Source organism: Wolbachia endosymbiont (group A) of Myopa testacea (assembly GCF_964027115.1).
GTDB lineage: Bacteria > Pseudomonadota > Alphaproteobacteria > Rickettsiales > Anaplasmataceae > Wolbachia.
The window spans coordinates 453,445-472,281 of the sequence record NZ_OZ034729.1; the positions used below are offsets into that span (position 1 = coordinate 453,445).

Annotated in this window: 17 protein-coding genes and 3 pseudogenes; 13 read left to right on the top strand and 7 right to left on the bottom strand. The window is 34.8% G+C overall.

Going from position 1 to position 18,837, the window contains the following annotated elements; translation table 11 throughout:
* The first annotated feature begins 792 nt into the window (after positions 1–792).
* From AAGD91_RS02240 to AAGD91_RS02250, 3 genes and pseudogenes are all read left to right on the top strand, one after another.
* The gene (locus tag AAGD91_RS02240) at positions 793–1,818 is read left to right on the top strand and encodes an extracellular solute-binding protein (RefSeq protein ID WP_341821347.1); all 1,026 of its coding nucleotides are present in this window, start codon (positions 793–795) and stop codon (positions 1,816–1,818) included.
* 203 nt (positions 1,819–2,021) lie between these two features.
* The gene (locus AAGD91_RS02245; RefSeq protein WP_341821348.1) at positions 2,022–2,918 is read left to right on the top strand and encodes an aspartate carbamoyltransferase catalytic subunit; all 897 of its coding nucleotides are present in this window, start codon (positions 2,022–2,024) and stop codon (positions 2,916–2,918) included.
* A 332-nt stretch (positions 2,919–3,250) separates the two neighbouring features.
* A pseudogene (locus AAGD91_RS02250) lies at positions 3,251–3,403 on the top strand (IS4 family transposase); the annotation flags it as partial.
* Positions 3,404–3,532: 129 nt separating this feature from the next.
* Here AAGD91_RS02250 and rho read toward each other — a convergent pair.
* Positions 3,533–4,936 carry a transcription termination factor Rho gene (rho, locus tag AAGD91_RS02255; RefSeq protein WP_341821350.1) on the bottom strand — a complete coding sequence of 468 codons (1,404 nt, stop codon included), beginning with the start codon at positions 4,934–4,936 and terminating at the stop codon, positions 3,533–3,535.
* A gap of 199 nt (positions 4,937–5,135) precedes the next feature.
* Positions 5,136–5,738, bottom strand: coding sequence for a cell cycle transcriptional regulator TrcR (locus AAGD91_RS02260; RefSeq protein WP_341821351.1), 603 nt, complete (start codon positions 5,736–5,738; stop codon positions 5,136–5,138).
* A 334-nt stretch (positions 5,739–6,072) separates the two neighbouring features.
* Here AAGD91_RS02260 and AAGD91_RS02265 point away from each other — a divergent pair.
* The 5 genes and pseudogenes from AAGD91_RS02265 to trpS all read left to right on the top strand — a co-directional run.
* A pseudogene (locus AAGD91_RS02265) lies at positions 6,073–7,884 on the top strand (SurA N-terminal domain-containing protein); the annotation flags it as partial.
* Between the two features lie 241 nt (positions 7,885–8,125).
* A complete protein-coding gene (rpsP, locus tag AAGD91_RS02270) occupies positions 8,126–8,446 on the top strand; it encodes a 30S ribosomal protein S16 (protein WP_006279266.1) in 321 nt (106 codons plus the stop codon).
* A gap of 11 nt (positions 8,447–8,457) precedes the next feature.
* Entirely contained in the window at positions 8,458–9,444 is a 987-nt protein-coding gene (locus AAGD91_RS02275; RefSeq protein ID WP_341821353.1) for a polyprenyl synthetase family protein, read from the top strand.
* Between the two features lie 61 nt (positions 9,445–9,505).
* On the top strand, positions 9,506–10,057 hold the full coding sequence (locus tag AAGD91_RS02280; protein ID WP_341821354.1) for a nucleotide exchange factor GrpE: 552 nt from the start codon (positions 9,506–9,508) through the stop codon (positions 10,055–10,057).
* Between the two features lie 17 nt (positions 10,058–10,074).
* Positions 10,075–11,073, top strand: coding sequence for a tryptophan--tRNA ligase (gene trpS, locus AAGD91_RS02285; RefSeq protein WP_341821355.1), 999 nt, complete (start codon positions 10,075–10,077; stop codon positions 11,071–11,073).
* An 86-nt stretch (positions 11,074–11,159) separates the two neighbouring features.
* Here the strand turns inward: trpS and AAGD91_RS02290 are convergent.
* Both AAGD91_RS02290 and AAGD91_RS02295 read right to left on the bottom strand, forming a co-directional pair.
* A pseudogene (locus AAGD91_RS02290) lies at positions 11,160–11,368 on the bottom strand (IS256 family transposase); the annotation flags it as partial.
* Between the two features lie 10 nt (positions 11,369–11,378).
* On the bottom strand, positions 11,379–11,894 hold the full coding sequence (locus AAGD91_RS02295; protein WP_253307252.1) for a gamma carbonic anhydrase family protein: 516 nt from the start codon (positions 11,892–11,894) through the stop codon (positions 11,379–11,381).
* A 144-nt stretch (positions 11,895–12,038) separates the two neighbouring features.
* Here AAGD91_RS02295 and secG point away from each other — a divergent pair, with 144 nt between their 5' ends.
* Genes secG through AAGD91_RS02310 form a run of 3 tightly spaced genes read left to right on the top strand, consistent with a single transcriptional unit; the run spans position 12,039 to position 14,421 of the window.
* Positions 12,039–12,359 (top strand): preprotein translocase subunit SecG, encoded by a 321-nt coding sequence (gene secG, locus AAGD91_RS02300; RefSeq protein WP_010962615.1) that lies wholly within the window; start codon positions 12,039–12,041, stop codon positions 12,357–12,359.
* Positions 12,359–14,020, top strand: a complete 1,662-nt coding sequence (locus tag AAGD91_RS02305; RefSeq protein ID WP_341821356.1) for a CTP synthase — start codon at positions 12,359–12,361, stop codon at positions 14,018–14,020. Before secG ends, AAGD91_RS02305 begins: the two co-directional genes overlap by 1 nt.
* Positions 14,005–14,421, top strand: a complete 417-nt coding sequence (locus tag AAGD91_RS02310) for a nucleoside deaminase (protein WP_264329048.1) — start codon at positions 14,005–14,007, stop codon at positions 14,419–14,421. The genes AAGD91_RS02305 and AAGD91_RS02310 overlap by 16 nt, the downstream gene beginning before the upstream one ends.
* Positions 14,422–14,451: 30 nt before the next feature.
* On the opposite strand, the gene AAGD91_RS02315 is transcribed toward AAGD91_RS02310, so the two are convergent.
* On the bottom strand, positions 14,452–15,657 hold the full coding sequence (locus AAGD91_RS02315) for an MFS transporter (RefSeq protein WP_341821357.1): 1,206 nt from the start codon (positions 15,655–15,657) through the stop codon (positions 14,452–14,454).
* A gap of 205 nt (positions 15,658–15,862) precedes the next feature.
* Between AAGD91_RS02315 and AAGD91_RS02320 the strand changes: the two genes are divergently transcribed.
* Together AAGD91_RS02320 and AAGD91_RS02325 are read left to right on the top strand one after the other, a co-directional pair.
* Complete coding sequence (locus tag AAGD91_RS02320; protein ID WP_341821358.1) at positions 15,863–16,741, top strand: ankyrin repeat domain-containing protein; 879 nt, start codon at positions 15,863–15,865, stop codon at positions 16,739–16,741.
* Positions 16,644–17,258 carry an ankyrin repeat domain-containing protein gene (locus tag AAGD91_RS02325; RefSeq protein WP_341821359.1) on the top strand — a complete coding sequence of 205 codons (615 nt, stop codon included), beginning with the start codon at positions 16,644–16,646 and terminating at the stop codon, positions 17,256–17,258. The genes AAGD91_RS02320 and AAGD91_RS02325 overlap by 98 nt, the downstream gene beginning before the upstream one ends.
* A 147-nt stretch (positions 17,259–17,405) precedes the next feature.
* Here the strand turns inward: AAGD91_RS02325 and AAGD91_RS02330 are convergent, their stop codons facing one another.
* Both AAGD91_RS02330 and AAGD91_RS02335 read right to left on the bottom strand, forming a co-directional pair.
* Positions 17,406–17,537: a hypothetical protein gene (locus AAGD91_RS02330; RefSeq protein ID WP_341821360.1), complete on the bottom strand. Its 132-nt coding sequence runs from the start codon at positions 17,535–17,537 to the stop codon at positions 17,406–17,408.
* 19 nt (positions 17,538–17,556) lie between these two features.
* On the bottom strand, positions 17,557–18,696 hold the full coding sequence (locus tag AAGD91_RS02335; RefSeq protein ID WP_341821361.1) for a hypothetical protein: 1,140 nt from the start codon (positions 18,694–18,696) through the stop codon (positions 17,557–17,559).
* Between the last annotated feature and the right edge of the window lie 141 nt (positions 18,697–18,837).

The window sequence follows — 18,837 nt, forward strand, 5'->3', positions numbered from 1 at the left end:
TAATTACAGCTCATTATTTATTAAAATATAGATCTAAAATATTAAGATCTAGTAAATATTACTTTTGTAATTCATGTAGAACTATAGCTATAATAAGTAAGATTTCCCTACGTCATACCGCCGCGGTATCTCCAGATCCCGCTAACAAGTAGCGGGATACTTGACCTTTACAGGGATGACGGTTGTCGTTTAGCCATAAATATTTAAGAAATTTACTAAACGAAAAAAAAGGCAAAAGAAGCCCCGACTAATATCTATTTTAAAACATTGGCGTTTTTTATTTTTAAACGTTTAATAACCGCCACTCAGTTGCTTTTTATTGCAACTAACCTTTAGTCATAAATATTTAAGAAATTTACTAAACAGAAAAAAAGGCAAAAGAAACCCCGTGTTAGCTAGTTGTCACTCTCTAATCCTGCAAATTGGCGTACTATACTGTCTTAAACGCTATATAAGCGCGTTTCAGCTTATATAGCTAGAAATGTTGTGAAGACATAAGGTGCACATAGTGCAAAAAATTAAAAATAAGACGCCAACCACGTTGTTTTTTTGCTGTTTAATCTGCACAGATGAAGATAACTGAATACCTTCAGTTTCATGATAAGGGGGCTGGCGAAGTTTGTCAAGTAGGTTTTATGGCCTAGCGTCACGCGCTGGAATGACAATTTCGATTATTTCATACATTGACTTCGGTAAATCCAAATTATATTAGCTACATCTAACGAATTTTACACTTGCTAAGATTGCGCTATTTGAGTATCTTTAACTGAAAGAAGTTATTTTTTATCCAATATGAAAAAAACCTTTATATTCACATCCTTAATAGCAGTTGTATTAATAGTCATTACTTTTTTGTATAAAAACAGCGGAACTGACAATTCACAAGTAGTGAATGTCTATTCATCGCGCAAAGAAGAATTAGTACGTACTTTATTTGATGAATTTACAAAAAATACAGGCATTAAAGTACGTTACATCATTGATGATTATTCTCAGCTACTTTCACGCATGGAAAATGGCGGTGAAGCTGACTTACTTTTAACTGCAGATGCAGTGAACCTGATTTTGGCAAAAAAAAGAGGGCTTCTATCTCAAGTGGATTCAGAGATTTTAAAAAGTGTTATACCTGCAAAATTTAGAGATAGTGAAGATTATTGGTTTGGCCTTACAAAAAGAACCAGAATATTGGTTTATAATAAAGAGTCAGTAAATCCTAAAAACTTAAGTACTTATGAAGATTTAGCAAATGAAAAATGGAAAGGAAAAATATTAGTGCGTTCTTCTACAAGTCCATATAACCGGTCATTGATTGCTTTTATGATTGCAAATAATGGTTTTGAAAAGACGAAAGAATGGGTAAGTGGAATTGTGAGTAATATGGCAAGAAAACCAAGTGGTGGTGATACTGACCAAATTTATGCTGTAGCTGCTGGTGAAGGAGATGTTGCAATAGTAAATAGTTATTACTTTGCAAGAATTCTTTCATCAGAAAATAAAAAGAATGTTATAGACAAGCTAGGGGCTTTTTTTCCTAATCGCAATGATCACGGCGTAATGGTAAACATCAGTGGTGCAGCAGTAACAAAAAACGCAAAAAACAGGGAAAATGCTATATTCTTATTGGAATTTTTAGTAAGCAAGCAGGCTCAAGAGTTATATGCTAAGAAAAACCAAGAATACCCTGTTATTGAAGGCGTTGAAACTTCCGATATACTAAAGTCTTGGGGAAATTATCCACAAAGTGATTTACTTCTAAGTGAACTTGAGAAGCATCTTTTTGAGGCTGTTATGATAGCGGATGAGTGTAAGTGGAAGTAATCCCCAGTGCCACTGAACACTGGGATGAAAGATTTATGCTAATGTACCTTACTCTTGACTCGCTGAACTTTTTCTTCCTTCTAACTTAATTTTGACTTTACTATCTTTTTCTGTTCTTTCACCAAAACAATTGCTGTACAAGAGGTCTATTGAAAAACAATAATAAGAAAGTAGAATAGGTTCAAGTAGTTGAAAAGGAAACTATGCACAAGAGAAGTAATTTGTTAAACATCTCAGACCTTACAGTCGATGATGTAGAAAATATAACTAAGTTGGCTAACCAGTACCTTAAAAAAGAAGCTGCAAATAGTCATATCTTGGAAAATAAGACAGTAATAAATTTATTCTTTGAAGATTCAACGCGTACACTTGCGTCTTTTGAAATAGCAGCAAAAAGCCTTGGAGCAAATGTTGTAACTTTGCCAATAAGATCTTCTTCTATTAACAAGGGAGAAGATCTAAAAGACATGATCAAAACATTAAATGCAATGAATCCTGACTATATAATAATCAGGCAAAAAAATAGCGGTATTGTTAATATGCTGGCTAAGAATGTTAGCTGCTCGCTAATCAACACAGGCGATGGAAGCAGTGAACACCCAACTCAAGCTCTTGCAGATTATCTTGTAATCAGCAGTCATAAAAAGCAAATAAAGGATCTCAAAGTTGTGATATGTGGAGATATTCTGCACAGCAGAGTTGCAAGGTCAAATATAAGATTGCTAAAAATGTTTGGAGCAGAGATAAGCTTGGTCGCACCACCAACTTTGATTTGTAAGCATTTTCCTGAAGTAGATTCAGTCCATTATTCATTAATTGAAGGTATAAAGGATGCTGATGTAATCATGCTTTTAAGACTGCAGAAAGAGCGCATGAATAATAGTTGTTTTGTTCCTTCAGAGAAAGAATATTTTCATTTGTATGGACTTGATTCACAAAAGCTATCATACGCAAAACCAGATGCGATTGTTATGCACCCAGGGCCAATAAATAGAGGGATTGAGATTAGCAGCGATGTAGCAGATTGTGTTATTTTACAGCAAGTAGAATTTGGATTGGCAATACGTAAGGCAGTGCTGCACTATTATAGGCCTTGTTAATATTAAAAGATGCTACACAACTAATGCGAAAGAAGGGTTTTTTCATGAAATGACGAGGCTTGTAAATGGTTTGAGAATGGCCATTAAGATGTTAAGGCCGAGGATATGGTGTAGAAGTTTTTACGAAAGCCTGAAGTCAATCAACAACCTTGCAGAACGGCAAATTAGACGGCTATCGTAAAAATAGCTTTTTCACCTGGTTGGAACGTGGGGAAAGGTTCGTGGAAGAATGTTGTCGATATTTTTGACATCACGTCTCAATGGCCAAAATCCCTTCCAAAAGTTACGACTGCTTAGTTCTTTATTCATTCTCACAATCCGTGAACGGTTACTTATTTTTAGCGTTAAGCAGCAAAATTAATAATTTGAGAATTTTCCTGAAAAAACTTACCACAAACTGGTCACAATTTTCTGTGAAAGACAGATATAGAAAGACTAGAGTATCCACCTTAAGTTCATTGAATTTTCTTACCTTTGCTTCTTAACTTGACGCGTATAGTTTATTTAACGCTCCCTAAGTTCGCCATTGCCTGAACGGATACAATTATTTTAACTATAAAAGCGATAAAATCTTTTACTTTTTGCTCAGCATATCCATCATAACTGGCTTACTTTTAGTGATTCATGGAGTTGAAAAAGTCAGCATTGCTCTTTGTTAAAAGTAGTTTGTCACGTAAAAATTCCATTGCTTCAACAGATCCCATAGGATTGAGTATTCTACGCAACACCCATATTTTATTTAGTATAGCCTTATCAACTAATAGCTCTTCCTTCCTTGTTCCGGATTTTGTAATGTCAATAGCTGGAAATATACGTTTATCAGAAAGTTTTCTATCAAGTATAATCTCAGCGTTTCCTGTACCTTTAAACTCTTCAAAAATAACCTCATCCATTTTTGAACCAGTGTCTATAAGAGCTGTAGCGATGATTGTCAAAGAACCACCATTTTCAATATTACGAGCCGCTCCAAAAAAACGCTTGGGTCTCTGCAGTGCATTTGAATCCACACCACCAGTTAGAACTTTCCCAGAAGAAGGAATAACAGCATTATAAGCACGTGCAAGTCTAGTAATATTGTCAAGTAGGATTACCACATCTTTTTTATGCTCAACCATTCTTTTAGCTTTTTCTATTACTATTTCAGCAAGCTGTACGTGACGGTAAGCAGGCTCATCAAACGTAGAACTTACTACCTCACCTTTTACAGAACGTATCATATCTGTTACTTCTTCAGGTCTTTCATCTATAAGTAACACTATTAATTCTATTTCAGGGTGATTTATAGCTATAGAGTTAGCCATTTGCTGAAGCAATACAGTTTTTCCTGTGCGAGGTGGAGCAACTACTAACGCTCTTTGCCCTTTTCCAAGAGGAGCTACTATATCTATAGCACGCATGCTTAAGCCTTTTTTATCATCACCACTATTACACTCAAGTACTATGCTTTCCTCAGGATAAAGAGGAAGCAAATTATCAAAATGGACGTACTTTCTTAATTCACTGACTTCAGTAGAGTTTATACTTTGAACCTTAGTTAAAGTAAAATATCTTTCTTTATCACCAGGTGGCCTTATTTCTCCACATGCCATATCTCCTGTACGTAAATTAAACTTCTTTATTTGCCCGTTAGAAATATAAACATCATCGGTACTTGGGGCATAATTTGCACTTGCTGAACGTAAGAAACCAAAACCATCAGGCAATATTTCCACTATTCCACTCCCTGTGGTTATGCCTCCTTCTTCGCTCATTTTCTTCATTAAGCTGAATATCATTTCCTGCTTTAGCATTCTACCATTGCTTTTACCGTTAGTTGAAATTTTTCTTTCTTCAGCTAACTCTAACAATTCTTCTGCTGTTTTCTCTTTTAATTCGCTCAGATCTAATGTTTTTCTGTTTTTCTCAGTACCTTCATTGACCATCTGTTTTACTGTATCGTTATTGTGAATTTGCTCACTTTTTTCAAGTTGAGCTGTAACCTTTCCTTTTGCCAAAACATCTTCATTGATTGTTGTCATAATCCTCCAAAAATTTTAATTGATGCTTACTAACCTAAAATGTGACTATAAGATAATAAATTAGGCTGAGCTAGTTTTAGTGCGTATTAAGCTTAATTATTATTAAACCCCGTACTTTACTTAAATTATACTAATAAACACTAGCAAGTCAAGTTAATTTAATGTTAACAAAGCACAAAAATTTGAGGATTTTCAATAGCTATTCTTTATATTTCTTTAACCTTTCTTGCTTCTCTTCTTCTACTTTTGCTTTTTCCACTTCTGCTTCTAAATTTTCTTGACTACATAAGCCAAGTAGTACAGGATCTTGGGGTTTTATATTTTGCATGTTATGATGAGATCCATCTCTTACCTGCTCAACTGTGTAATTTGTTGTACTAATTAATTTAACTATAACGTTATTATCCAAGATAGGAAATTTTTTTACTAAATAATAAATCGCATCAGGTTTATCTCTACGCCTTGCCGTAGAGGCAAAGCCAAGAATGCTACCAATCGCTTTACTCCTTTTTTTTATATTTTTTATAATTAAATTTGGTACACGGTTTGAATTTTTTTTGCAATCATCGATTTCTTTTTCAGTAATTACCCCAGAAATAATAGGGTTATATTTTTCAACTTCTATTTCCTCATCAGCTATGTCTTGTACTTCTTCAAGGGCCAACCTACAGCATTGTGCTATTTGATTAAAAGTTAAACCAGTGTTGTCTACTAACCAAGCAGCTATTTGCATTAGAAACTGTTTATTTCTATCGTTATTGCCCTTAGAAGATTCCATTGACATCAAAAAAGCATCTCCCATTTAAAGTATCCCTTACTGTTATACAGAGCTAAAATATAAGCTATTAAAACTAAAAAAGCATTAATTTTGTCATTCAATGACTTTTTGTTTGTCACTTCCCACCTCTTAAGTTAATTAAATGCGCTTACGTTTAAGCATATTTCAAACGATTCAAAAAAATATTTTTCCTTCTTAAGGTATAGTATAACTCAGTCAAACATATGTTTCTATTTAAGAAAAGAGTTAAATTTTAAGTTAATATATTGTAATATTATATATATTAGCTAATAAAGCAACAGGTTTACAAGAATTAAATTATCACTATTCTATAATTAACCATTAATTAACTGAGTTTAAAATGAATGTTAAAAATTTTTTCACTAAGGTAACCGTTGTCCTTTTAGCTTGCTTATTAGTCTTCATGGGAATTGGCAACCTTTTATCAGGTGATGATGAAAAAGAAGAGGTAGCTAGGGTTGGAAAAGAAGTTATAACGTCAGATGAGTATAAATCACTATATCAAAATTATGAAAAGCAAATTTCTGGATCTGATGCGAGTAGAGAACAAGTAAAAAAGCTGAAATATGATTTGCTTAATGCACTTATAGAGCAAAAACTATTGTTTAACCTAATTAGTGAGCTGGGGTTGACAATTGGAGAAGAGTCTATAAAAAACCATATTAAAAATACCAAATACTTTCAAAATGATAAAGGCGAATTTGACAAAAATAAATTCCATGAAACGCTAAATGACCTGCATATGACAGAGAAAGAGTATATAGCAAAGCTAGAGAAAGTTCTGCCTGCAATGATGTTCATGACTTCGTTATTTAAAGATAATTATCCGGTAACTTTTGGCGAGAGAGTTGATGAGCAGATATACAAAAGTCGCTACCAAACTAGAGTGGTTGATATTGTTAAAATAACTGAAGATGCAGTTACAAACATTCCTGAACCAGATGATCAAGCCTTACTTGATTTGTACGAAAGAAATAAATCCCATTTTTATTATCCTGAGTATCGAACTGCGCAATATATTTCCCTAGGCCAAAAGTATTTTGAAGATCAAATCAAGATCTCAGATGAAGAAGTTGATGGTATAATAGAACAACAGGAACTAAAAGATCAAAGAGATGTATTCAATGTAATATTTTCTACCAAAGAAGAAGCTGAGACAGCAAGAAGAGCATTCGAGGAGGGTAAAACAAGCTTTGAACAGATAGTAGGAGAGTTTGGCAAAGCAAAACTTGAGGAAACTAGAGTAAATAATATAACTAAGGATTTTTTACCAGAAGACGTGAGGGAAAAGGTATTTGCTCTCAAAGTAGGTGAAGTAAGTGAAGTTTTAGCAAGCAGTTTTGGTTGGCATATAATAAAAGTGGAAAGTGCGCATCAAATCTCTGATGAAGACTTAGTTGATTTAAAAAAAGACATAAAGTCAGTTCTAACTAACCAAAAGTCTTTTGAAAGAGTCAATGATTTCATAAACCAAGTGAACTATAAGATATACAATGGTTCAGAAATTGAAGAAATATTGAGTAAATATAATTTACCTATACAAACTATTGGTCCAGTAGATGCGAGTGGAAAAGATCAAAGCGGTAATAACGTAGGAGATTCTAGTGATTTGATTTCTTTCATTTTTTCGCGAGAAAAGGATCAGAAAGGTTATTTCAAGGGCGTTGGGGACGCTGTTGTTAGTGTAAAAATCATTGATATCGTTCCACCCAAATTGCAAAGTTTTGAAGAAGGCAGGGCATTAGCGGTAGAGCTTTGGTGTAGTGAGTTTATAAAAGAAAGAATGTTTAAAATTGGGCAAGAGGTTGCAGTTCAACTAAGAGAAAAAACAGATTTGGAAGAAATTCAAGGGGTGGAATTAGTTAAAGGTCAGCAGATGCACCGCAATGAAGTGGATCAACAAAACTACCCCTTTTCTTTTATAGAAGAGATTTTCAATATGAAAACAACTGGTTCAGTGACAGACCCTATTCAATACAATAATGAAATTATAATAGGTGTTCTAAAAGAAATGCATTCATCAAATGGTAAATTAAACACGCTTAACACCGGAAAACGTGTGATGATATCGCTAAAAGAGCAATTAATTAGCTATCTGGAATCAAAGTATAAAGTCGAAGTTAATCACGCTATACTTGATGATATATAGCCAGATAAGAATTAAATCCTTATAAGAACCTGTTTTACCTCAAACGCATCCAGTGCTCCGAACTTGGACCCAGAAACTTACTAAGTGGCTGCATGATGCAAACTAGATTCCAGTGCCCGGTGCTGGAATGAAACCCTACATTATTGGTAATTATATTATAAGGTGCAAAACTTGTATAATTCATTTGACTTAAAACGGCTCATTGTATAAAATTGTAACTAATATATGAATAAAGGTTAACATGGCAGTTAAAATAAGGTTGGCAAGGTTTGGCGCAAAGAAACGCCCTTTTTATAGGATAGTTGTAGCTGATTCACGAGCACCAAGAGATGGGCGTTTTATTGAGAAAATAGGACAATATGATCCAATGTTACCAAAAGACAATAAAAATCGTGTTGTGGTGAAGGCTGATAGATTAAAACATTGGCTAAGCGTAGGCGCGCAAGCAACTGAAAGAGTACTATGGTTCATTAAAAAAGGCATAGTAACTTTAGAAACAGAACCAAAGAAAACAGAAAAGAAGAAAGTAGAGAACGAGAAAGCACAGGGACAAGAAGCATAAGTCTCTTTAAAATGCTAAATACTGATTTAACAAATAATGGTAAATTAGACGATGTCGTATCTTCTGATTTATCAGCTATGAAGGACTTTATCTTCAAAAATGTCAATGATGAAGGTGCTAAGCTTGCTACTGATATTATATCTCATCTTGTTAGTTCAGGTGGAAAAAAAATAAGGCCTAAACTAGTTTTTATTATATGTAAAATGCTAAACTATTCTGGGGAGGATAGGATCAACGTTGCTGCATCGGTAGAGTTTATACACAATGCTACTTTACTTCATGATGATGTGCTCGATGAAAGTGAGGCACGCCATGGAGTTAAAACAGCGAATAAGATTTGGGGAAATAAATCAAGCATTTTAGTTGGTGATCTATTGTTGACTCTAGCATTTAGATGGCTTATAGAGTGTGGAAATTTAAATATTCTCTCTATTTTATCTAAAGCATCACATTTACTTGTGAAGGGTGAAATAAAACAGATGACAACACGTTTTGACCCCCACACAGTCAGGGGAAATTATTTTGATATCATTGGAGAAAAGACAGCATCTTTATTTTCTGCATGCTGTGAAGCTGCATCTACAGTATCTGGTGCAACAAATGACGAAACAGAGAGGCTAAAGAATTTTGGTTTTAATTTTGGTATGGCATTTCAAATAGTTGATGATATGCTCGATTATACTGCTAATCAAGGCACTTCTGGAAAACAAGTCGGAAAAGACTTTTTCGAAGGTAAAGTCACCTTACCTGCTATTATAGCATACGAAAAGGGCAGTCCAGCAGAGCAAAAATTCTGGGAAAAATGCTTTTCTTCAGCTAGACACAATTTTGACCAAGCATTACACTATATTAATCACCATAATGCCATTCAGCTTTCTATGGAAAAAGCTAGACACTACATTAATATGGCACAAAATGATATTAGTACTTTTTCTGATTCTTTTTATAAAATTACTTTAATTGACTTTTTAAATGCGAGCATAGAAAGACAAATGTAGCTGGTGCTTGATATTTTCGAATTAATTGCTATATATTTATTAGATTCTTAAGGATAGTGATATGTCAGACAGCAGTAAAGAAAAAAAGAGGAAATTTGCCGATATGGTAAATAGGCAGAAAGGTAACGACCAACAAAATGATGATTTAAATGAAGACCTTAATACATTAAAAGAACGTGCAGCTCAGCTTGAAGATCATTTACGCCGTGCTGTTGCAGATAATGAAAACGTCAAACGTATAATGCAAAAGCAAATTAGCGATGCAAGTGACTATGCAGTCACAAAATTTGCACGTGATATGATCGACTCGTGCGACAATTTAAAAAAAGTAATGGAAATTTTGAAAGAAGGTGATCCTGTTCATGAGGGGATTAAAGTAGCTTATCAAAAAATTCTAAATGATCTAAAAAAACATGGAATAGAGGAAGTAGATCCACTTGGTGAGCTTTTTGATAGTAATTTACACCAAGCTGTTGTGGAAAGAGAAGACAATGAAAAAGAGCCTGGCACTATTATAGAAGTACTACAGACTGGTTATACTATCAAAAATAGGTTGCTCCGTCCTGCAATGGTTATTCTTTCTAAGAAATCTGCTGATTCTGGAAGCGATTAGCATGAGGTAAATGTATAATGACAAGTATTGTCTTTTCAGGTATCCAGCCAAGTGGCGTATTACATTTAGGTAATTATCTTGGTGCAATCAAACAGTGGATAGACTTACAGGATAAATACAAATCTCTTTTTTGTATTGTCGACCTACATGCAATCACAGCAAATAAGCTTCCCGCAAGTGAATTAAAAAGTAATATTTTCAAAACAGCAGCAGCTTATATTGCATGTGGAATAGATCCAGAAAAGTCCATTATTTTTAATCAGTCCACGGTTAGTGGTCATGCAGAACTGGGCTGGCTGCTTGGGTGCTATACACCAATTGGTTGGCTTAATCGCATGACTCAATTTAAAGATAAAGCTGGCGGCGATAAACAAAAAGCCTCTCTTGGATTATATAGTTATCCAGTACTTATGGCTGCAGATATATTGTTGTATCAAACTAAATACGTTCCTGTTGGTGATGATCAAAAACAGCATTTGGAGCTTGCACGTGATATTGCATCAGCTTTTAACAATCATTATAAACTGGATTATTTCATCGTACCTGAAATCTTAACTTTGGATTGCACATCAAGAATAATGAGCTTAAGAGATGGTACAAGCAAGATGAGTAAATCTGACCCTTCAGAACATTCGTGCATTAACCTTGATGATACAGATGACTTAATTGTTAAAAAAATAGAAAAAGCGAAAACAGATTCAATTCTAGGCTTTGATTTTGCTACTTTAGAGTGCCGACCAGAAATAAGCAATTTGATAAACATTTATTCAGTGCTTAGTAATTTAAATGTGGAAAAAGTGTGTGAAGAAGTGAACAAATATGACATGAAGCACTTCAAAAAAGAGTTAGCTGATTTAATTATCAGTGTTATATCACCTATACGTGAGAGAATGAATGATCTTTTAAAAGACCAATTCCATTTACATGAAATATTAAAAAAAGGTACAAAGAAAGCAGCAGAAATTGCAACCCATAATATAAAAGAAATCAAGGATATTATTGGATTTGCTCAATAGACCTCTTGCATAACCTAAGGAATCAATTCAAAATTGTAAAAACAGGCAATAAGGAAATGTTCAAAAAAGTGTGTCAAACCGCATTTTTAACTCAACTCAATTTTCAATCTACCAGGAAAGAAAATATCAAGTTGAGATATAGTTAAAGCCCAATTAGGATAGTCCAATTTTGCTCTGCCTTTTTTATAGCACAATATACCTGTTTGTACAAGCTAGTAAATGAGCCCTTAGTTTTAGTGAATTTTCTAATCTGTCTATGCAGTCCCTCAATAGGGTTGGTAGTATAAATTAGCCTCACACGAACTTTAATTTTTATATTCTTTCATTAGCATAATATAATTTTGTGCTGATTGTGTAATATGTTTAATTTCTTCATTCGACATTTTTTTGAAGAACTTTGCTGGCCTGCCAGCCCATATTTCCCCACTTTTTATTACTTTTCCATGTGTCACTAGCGAGCCAGCAGCTACCATAGCTTCAGGCTCCACAACTGCATGGTCCATCACGGTAGAGCCCATACCAATAAACGCTTTATCATGCACCATACATGCATGCAACATACAAAAATGTCCCACTGTTACCATATTGCCAATAGTTGTATCACCACCTGGGTTTCTATCCACATGAATTACCGTTCCATCTTGAATATTTGTTCCATCACCTATTTTTATTGATCCAACGTCCCCTCTGACCACACAATTAAACCAGATGCTCGCATCTTTTCCTATTTCAACCTTGCCTATGATATGCGAACCACCTGCGATGAAAGCACTTTCGTCTATTTTTGGTTCATAATCTTTGTATTTTAAAATGTGATACATATTAAGCCCACAGTTTTATGCATATGCTAACCAAAATAAGGTAGGCAGTAAATACATACTTAGATTCCAAGCTACTTGGGTGACAGATGTTCTTGACTTATGCACTTTATGCTCCTAAAATTTTTATTTTCAGCTCTATCTATAATGTCAGTAGCGGTATTAAGTATATTTCAAATAATATTGGTTGTTGTGTTAGTAATTTTAGTGCTCTTGCAGCCGCCTGGGAGTAGTTCGTTAAGTGGTTTTAGTAATACACAACAGGGAGTCAATTCGATGATTCCGGTAAAATCTTCTGAAAACCCGCTCAGCAGAATAACGGCTATTGTTGCTGGATTGTTTATTATAAACACATTGCTATTGTCAGGATTATATTCAAAAGACGTACATAAAAAATCGATTGCAGAGAAAATTATATTAGAAAAAAAGCAAGAAAGTGAACCTACTTCTGTTCCATTTGAAAATTAATGAAGGAAGCTAAATTTATCTTTGTCACAGGTGGAGTTGTGTCATCGCTTGGTAAAGGCTTAGTTGCTTCAAGCGTTGGTGCGCTTCTTCAAGCTTACGGTTTTAAGATCCGTATCAGAAAACTTGACCCGTATCTCAACATTGATCCTGGGACAATGAACCCAACTCAGCACGGAGAGGTGTTTGTTACCGAGGATGGTGCTGAAACTGATTTGGATCTTGGGCATTATGAGCGTTTTACTGGAATTAAAGCAACAAAAGATGACAATATAACAACTGGTAAGATATATCATGAGTTGTTGAAGAAAGAGAGGCGTGGTGATTATCTGGGCAAAACTGTGCAAGTCATTCCTCATGTGACAGATTTAATCAAATCGTTCATTTTTAATGGTACGGAAGGTTTAGATTTTGTAATATGTGAAATAGGCGGAACTGTAGGTGACATTGAAAGCCAACCATTTTTAGAGGCTATACGCCAAGTTAACTACACATTAGGAAAACAAAGAGTTATCCTTATTCACTTAACTTTAATACCATATCTTACCGCAGCGCAAGAATTAAAGACAAAACCAACGCAGCATTCAGTTCGAGAGTTAAATTCCGCGGGGTTACAACCAGATATTATATTATGCCGCAGTGAGAAAGAAATTTTCGATAATCAGAGAGAGAAAATAGCTAAGCTTTGCAATGTTTCTTTGTCCAATGTGATACCTGCTCCTGATGTGAGTCATATATATGAGTTACCGGTGTTGTATAGCCAATGTGGGCTTGATACGCAAATTTTGGAGCACTTTCATTTAAATGAGCCAAAACCAAGCTTGATTGAATGGGATCAAATAGTGCATTCCATAAGGCACCCAACACAGGAAGTTACTGTGTCTATAGTGGGAAAATACACCGAATTCCCTGATGCGTATAAATCACTAGTTGAAGCATTAAATCATGGTGCGATTAGTAATAAAGTCAAAGTAAAGATAAATTGGGTTAACTCAAGAGAGAAGGAAGAAAAACCTATAAATGAAAAGCTTATAGGGGAGAAGTTACAGAATTCTCATGCAATTCTTGTCCCAGGGGGGTTTGGTGATGACGGAGTAGAGGGTAAAATATTAGCAATAAATTATGCCCGTACAAATAATATCCCATTTTTCGGAATTTGCCTTGGTATGCAGCTTGCAATTATTGAGTTTGCTCGTAATGTTGTTAAGCTTGAAGATGCACACTCTGAAGAATTTCATAACTGTAAACATCCAATCGTTAAGTTAGCTGGCGATCAAGATGACGATCTTGGTGGAACCATGAGACTTGGGGCATATAAATGTAATATAAATGCAAGCTCTAAAATGATGGATGCATATAGTAACACTATTATTTCAGAGAGACACAGGCATAGATACATAATCAATTCAGATTATAAAGATGATTTGGAAAAAAATGGGCTGCTATGCAGTGGCATATCAGAAGATGGAACATGTATAGAGGCAGTGGAGTTAGAGAGTCATCCGTGGTTTATTGGTGTGCAGTTTCATCCAGAGTTTCAATCAAAGCCGTTTTCTCCTCATCCTCTTTTTATATCGTTTATTAAGGCAGCAGTTAATAAAATTAAAAAAAAGAAGATTAGCAAAGGAAAGTGTTCAAGTATCAATATATGGAGCTTGCCATAGAGCAAGCCAAACTTGCTCAGAAAGATGATGAGGTTCCCATAGGTGCTGTAATAGTTAGTGGAAGCAATGTCGTTTCTTCTGCACACAACATATCCAACGATCCAACTGCACATGCAGAGATGTTAGCGATCAAGCAGGCATGTGAGTTGCTCTCAACTTCAACGCTTTATGATTCTGACATATACGTAACATTAGAACCATGTCCGATGTGTGCTCAAGCTATTTCCTTTGCCAGGATTAAACGATTGTACTTTGGAGCTTATAATCCAAAAGGTGGAGGAATTGAAAATGGTGCTAAGATATTTCAATTTTGCAGCCATATACCTGAAGTTTATGGTGGGATATTAGAAACAGAATGCTCTTTTTTGTTAAAGGATTTTTTTGAGAAACTGAGAACCTAACTTAGGTTACGGTATAAATTTAAGAGAAAACTAAAACCAATCACATTTTTTATCTTGCGGTTTTATTTGCAATATTGCTACCACACTAATCAACAAGCAGAAGACTATATAAAGCCCAGCAGCAAGGTTTGTTTGAGGAAATGTTACAGTCAACCAAATACAAACCATAGGAGTAAATCCTCCATGTAACGTATAAGAGATGTTGCGTGATAAGCTCACACCACTAAATCTAATATTGGTGGGAAAGAGTTCAGATGCAACTATTCCTATGGGAACTATACCTCTTTCTATTATAGAAAGAGCCATTACACTAAGCATAATTATAAGGTAATTTTTGTAGTAATATGCAATAGATAACACAGGACAACATAGTGCCATTGTAATTGCTATAAATAAGATTGCAGTGCGCTCTTTTCCAACTTTATCAGCCAACATTCCAAACGCTATTGAAGATATCGGCATTAATACACTGGTTATAATTAGCACAATTTCGTTGATATATGTCGTTACATACACATCCACTGATGCTATTTCCTTTGCGAGTGTTCGAAGAAATATGGTAAATCCGACAGCAACATTAACAGGTACAGATATTAAAATAGCAAGTATAAGAGCTCTCTTGTGGCGCTTTATAAGCTCTATTATTGGCAAATCAGGTAAATTTCTTTGTTTTCGATTTTTTTCATATGCTGGAGTTTCTCCCAATGTGTATATGCTATACGCGCTAATTAATCCTAAAATAGCTGAGAAAATAAATGGCAATCTCCAACCCCAGGTACAAAAATCAGTAGTTTTTTTGCAGATAATTACTATCACCGCAGAAAGCAAGACACCAATGGAGCGGCCAAAGCCCATTATTCCAAAATACATCCCTAAGTTCTCTTTCCTACTGGATAAATGTTCTATAAGATAAACAGAACTTCCTTGTTCACCACCAAGTGCAATTCCTTGTGTCACATGGATTGCAAGAAGCAATATAGTAGAAATTATACCTACTTGATTGTGACTTGGAATAAATGCAATGAGACTTGATGGTATCGATATTAATAAGATAGTAATTATTAATGCTATCCTCCTTCCATACCTGTCACCAACGTGACCAAATATGAATGCACCAAGTGGCCTTACAATTGCGCCTAGCCCTACAATTCCAAATAATTGCAGTATGTTACTATAGACATCTTTTGCAAAACAAAACTCTCTGCTAATTATGTTAATAAAATCAGTGAAGAGCATGTAGTCATACCATATTGCGATTCTGCAGAGTATGGTTGATATCAACACCCTTGTTTGCACTAAATTCAATTCGTAAATGTTTGCTTATTCTATTCTGGCTGCTTTTTGGGATTCTACAACCTAAACATATGGAGTTGACTTTTTTATTATGGTGTGTGATAATTAAAATATTATTAAAATCAGAGGTGAAGTTATGGGGAAATATGTGCAATTGGCAAAAATATTAAGTGTAATTGATAAGGAGGAAGGTTTAAGTAAGGACAATGTAATTGAAAGAATAGAAAAAGCATTAGGAAGTAGGTTAATTGAACTAGCAAGTCAGTTAAGTGGAACCCATGATCAGGAACATGATGAACTCAAGGAAAAGCTTCGCCTATGGAGGAAAAGTGGATTTTTATTGGATTATCGATTCGGTAGTGATATAGGTACATTACTGCACATAGCTGCTAGAAATAACTATGTAAATATAATAAAGCCCCTGAAGGACAAGGGTACAGATATTAATATACAGAATGAGCGTGGAAATACTCCCTTACATGAAGCTGTTGAAAGTGGCTGTAAAGAAGCGGTACAATCTCTAATAGAAAATGGAGCAGATGTAAATGCAAAAACTGAAAGGAGTGAAGACACTCCTTTGCACTTTGCTCGTAATGCAGAAATAACAGAACTTTTAATAAAAAATGGAGCGAGTGTTAATGAAAAAAACAAACATGGACTTGTCCCTTTACATAATGCAGTTGAGTGCAAAGTAGATATAGTAGGATGGTCAATAAAAAAAGTGTTCAGCATTACTGCTCGAGATGAGGATAAAAATATGCCTTTACATAACGATGGCCATACAGATGCAGTAAGGGTTCTGTTACAAGCAAAAGGGATCGATGTTAATGCAGAAGATAAAAATGGATGGACTTCTTTACATTTGGCTGTATTACATGGCTATACAGATACAGTAAAGGTTCTATTACAAGAAGAAAGAATTGATGTTAATGCACCAAGTAAAAGAGAGATATACCCCTTTACATTTAGCTGCATTATTTGGCAACACAGATATAGTGGAGATTCTACTACAAACGAAAGGGATTGATGTCAATGCAGAAGATAAAAATGGATGGACCCCTTTATGTATGCGGTTAGCCACCCAACATACAATCCAATATATAACGAATGTTGCAACAGAGGCAGGCATAAATGTTAATACCACAGACTTATCGACATTTTTAGATGAAAATAGCAGTAAAAAGATAGTAGATGCTCTTATGGCAAAGAATGCAAACCATCTATTAAAAAGCAAAAATGGTGAAACTCCCATGGATTTTGACAAAAATGGATATATAAAACAATTTTTAAGGGAAAAAGCACTTAAAAAAAGCGTTTTTTATGGTGGTTCAACTGCATTATTAGGCGCTGCAATAGCAGTGACACTTTTTGCAACCGGAACGGTTGCAGTTGAGTTAATACCTATAGTAATAGCAGTGGTTGCAGTTGCAATAGCAGCACTAGCGGTTGGTGGTATTACGTATATGATGTCAAAGCCTAGTACTAAAATGGAAGAAGCAGAAGAAGAAAAAACTGTTCGAGATGAGCGGGAAGTACCATCCTAGTATCCGCTACTCAAATGACATGGTGAGGCGTCATCCTAGTAGTGTGACACTGGTTCACTCTATAATGATGTCATCCCAGCGCCCTCTTCTTGTCATCCGAGTAGCTGACGCTGGTTCCTTTATGACGGTTTCAGCCCAGTGCCTTTGTTACTTGCTTTTCCCATTCTCATTTACTTCTTGTGCTTTCGCTCCATCCACTTGAGTACTAGGTAATGCTGCATATGTTATACCACCAACTACGAGTGCAGATGCTACTGCTATACCAATCATTACTAACATCTCTAACCTAACTGTACGTTCAAGTGCAGTAAATGCTATCAGTCCAGCAGCAAGACCCATACCAACAGTAGCGGTATACTTCGCTCCATTGCCTTGTTTTGTTTTTAGCTTCTAGTTCTTTATTTTTCTCCCCCAACTTCTGAATTTCACTACCTTTATTTTCTAATTCTTTCTTTAGTTTTTCAACTTCAGTATTTAATGTGTTTATTTGAGCTTTAGCTTCTAATTCTACCTTTAAGTCCACAACTTCCTTACTGAACTTACTTGCATTTATTATACTGTTCTTTAACTCTTCCTTAATCGACTCCACAATTTCATCTACATTTTTACTTTGACCATTCCCTATTATAGATTCTATTCTGCTCTTTAATTTTCCTAAGCCCTTAACTTTGTCTTTTGAATCTTGATCTGTGGATCCAATTAGACCTTTTATTTCTCCGTTTAACTCTTTAGTAAATAAACCATCAATTGCTTCGCTAACTTTCTGCTGTTCATCTGTTGAATTTGCTAGTTGCTGTTGTAAGAATGTTTTTCCCGTGTTAGCTGTGTCCAATTGAACTTGTAATTCTTTTATTTTATCATCAGCTTTCAGCTTTTCAGCTTCTGATTCTTTATTTTTTTCCTCAGCTGCTTTTAATTGAGTTTCTAATTCTGTTGTTTTAGTTTTCAATGCTTCCTCAGCTTTCTTCAATTGATCTTGTAATTCTTTCTGTTTCTCCTCAGCTGCTTTTAATTCAGTTTCTAATGCTTCAAAATCTGTCTGTAACTTTGTAGCTTCTAATGCTCCTTTCTCTAACTGCTTAACTTTATCTTCTAAGTCTTTGTTTTCTTGCTGTTTATTCTTAACTTCTTTCTTTGCAGCTTCTAATGCTTGTTTTTGCTGATCGAATTTAGTTTGTAAGTCTGTTTTTTCCTTCTCTATCTGCTCAAGTTTATTTGCTTTTTCTTGTATTTCATTTGATGGTTCAGCTTTTACTTCATCCTTCAATGCTTGATCAGCTTTTAGCTGAGTTTTCACTTCCTCTGTTAACTCAGTTTTTAGAGCAGCTTTTACTTCATCCTTCAATGCTTGGTCAGTTTTCAGTTCATTTTTTGCTTTCTCTCGTAATGCAGCAATTGCCTCTTCTACTTCTACGGTGATTTCTTTATCTTTCAACATTTTTTAAAGAAAAATTACTAGGGTGTTTTTTTGTAAGGTAGTCAGGGTCTAAACATTATCACTTAAAACAGTAATCAAACTTTTTGAATCTAAATTAGGCACATTAAACCTCAATATATATAAAATATTACATAATACCTT

What these genes read in the sequence shown, in the direction of transcription:
- AAGD91_RS02310 (WP_264329048.1), top strand. Translation starts at nt 14,005, where the DNA reads ATGGAGCTTGCCATAGAGCAAGCCAAACTTGCTCAGAAAGATGATGAG.
- rpsP (WP_006279266.1), top strand. Translation starts at nt 8,126, where the DNA reads ATGGCAGTTAAAATAAGGTTGGCAAGGTTTGGCGCAAAGAAACGCCCT.
- AAGD91_RS02280 (WP_341821354.1), top strand. Translation starts at nt 9,506, where the DNA reads ATGTCAGACAGCAGTAAAGAAAAAAAGAGGAAATTTGCCGATATGGTA.
- AAGD91_RS02245 (WP_341821348.1), top strand. Translation starts at nt 2,022, where the DNA reads ATGCACAAGAGAAGTAATTTGTTAAACATCTCAGACCTTACAGTCGAT.
- AAGD91_RS02330 (WP_341821360.1), bottom strand. Translation starts at nt 17,537, where the DNA reads ATGTTAGTAATGATTGGTATAGCAGTAGCATCTGCACTCGTAGTTGGT.
- AAGD91_RS02275 (WP_341821353.1), top strand. Translation starts at nt 8,458, where the DNA reads ATGCTAAATACTGATTTAACAAATAATGGTAAATTAGACGATGTCGTA.
- AAGD91_RS02260 (WP_341821351.1), bottom strand. Translation starts at nt 5,738, where the DNA reads ATGGGAGATGCTTTTTTGATGTCAATGGAATCTTCTAAGGGCAATAAC.
- AAGD91_RS02335 (WP_341821361.1), bottom strand. Translation starts at nt 18,696, where the DNA reads ATGTTGAAAGATAAAGAAATCACCGTAGAAGTAGAAGAGGCAATTGCT.
- trpS (WP_341821355.1), top strand. Translation starts at nt 10,075, where the DNA reads ATGACAAGTATTGTCTTTTCAGGTATCCAGCCAAGTGGCGTATTACAT.
- secG (WP_010962615.1), top strand. Translation starts at nt 12,039, where the DNA reads ATGTCAGTAGCGGTATTAAGTATATTTCAAATAATATTGGTTGTTGTG.
- AAGD91_RS02240 (WP_341821347.1), top strand. Translation starts at nt 793, where the DNA reads ATGAAAAAAACCTTTATATTCACATCCTTAATAGCAGTTGTATTAATA.
- AAGD91_RS02305 (WP_341821356.1), top strand. Translation starts at nt 12,359, where the DNA reads ATGAAGGAAGCTAAATTTATCTTTGTCACAGGTGGAGTTGTGTCATCG.
- AAGD91_RS02295 (WP_253307252.1), bottom strand. Translation starts at nt 11,894, where the DNA reads ATGTATCACATTTTAAAATACAAAGATTATGAACCAAAAATAGACGAA.
- AAGD91_RS02325 (WP_341821359.1), top strand. Translation starts at nt 16,644, where the DNA reads ATGCACCAAGTAAAAGAGAGATATACCCCTTTACATTTAGCTGCATTA.
- AAGD91_RS02315 (WP_341821357.1), bottom strand. Translation starts at nt 15,657, where the DNA reads ATGCTCTTCACTGATTTTATTAACATAATTAGCAGAGAGTTTTGTTTT.
- rho (WP_341821350.1), bottom strand. Translation starts at nt 4,936, where the DNA reads ATGACAACAATCAATGAAGATGTTTTGGCAAAAGGAAAGGTTACAGCT.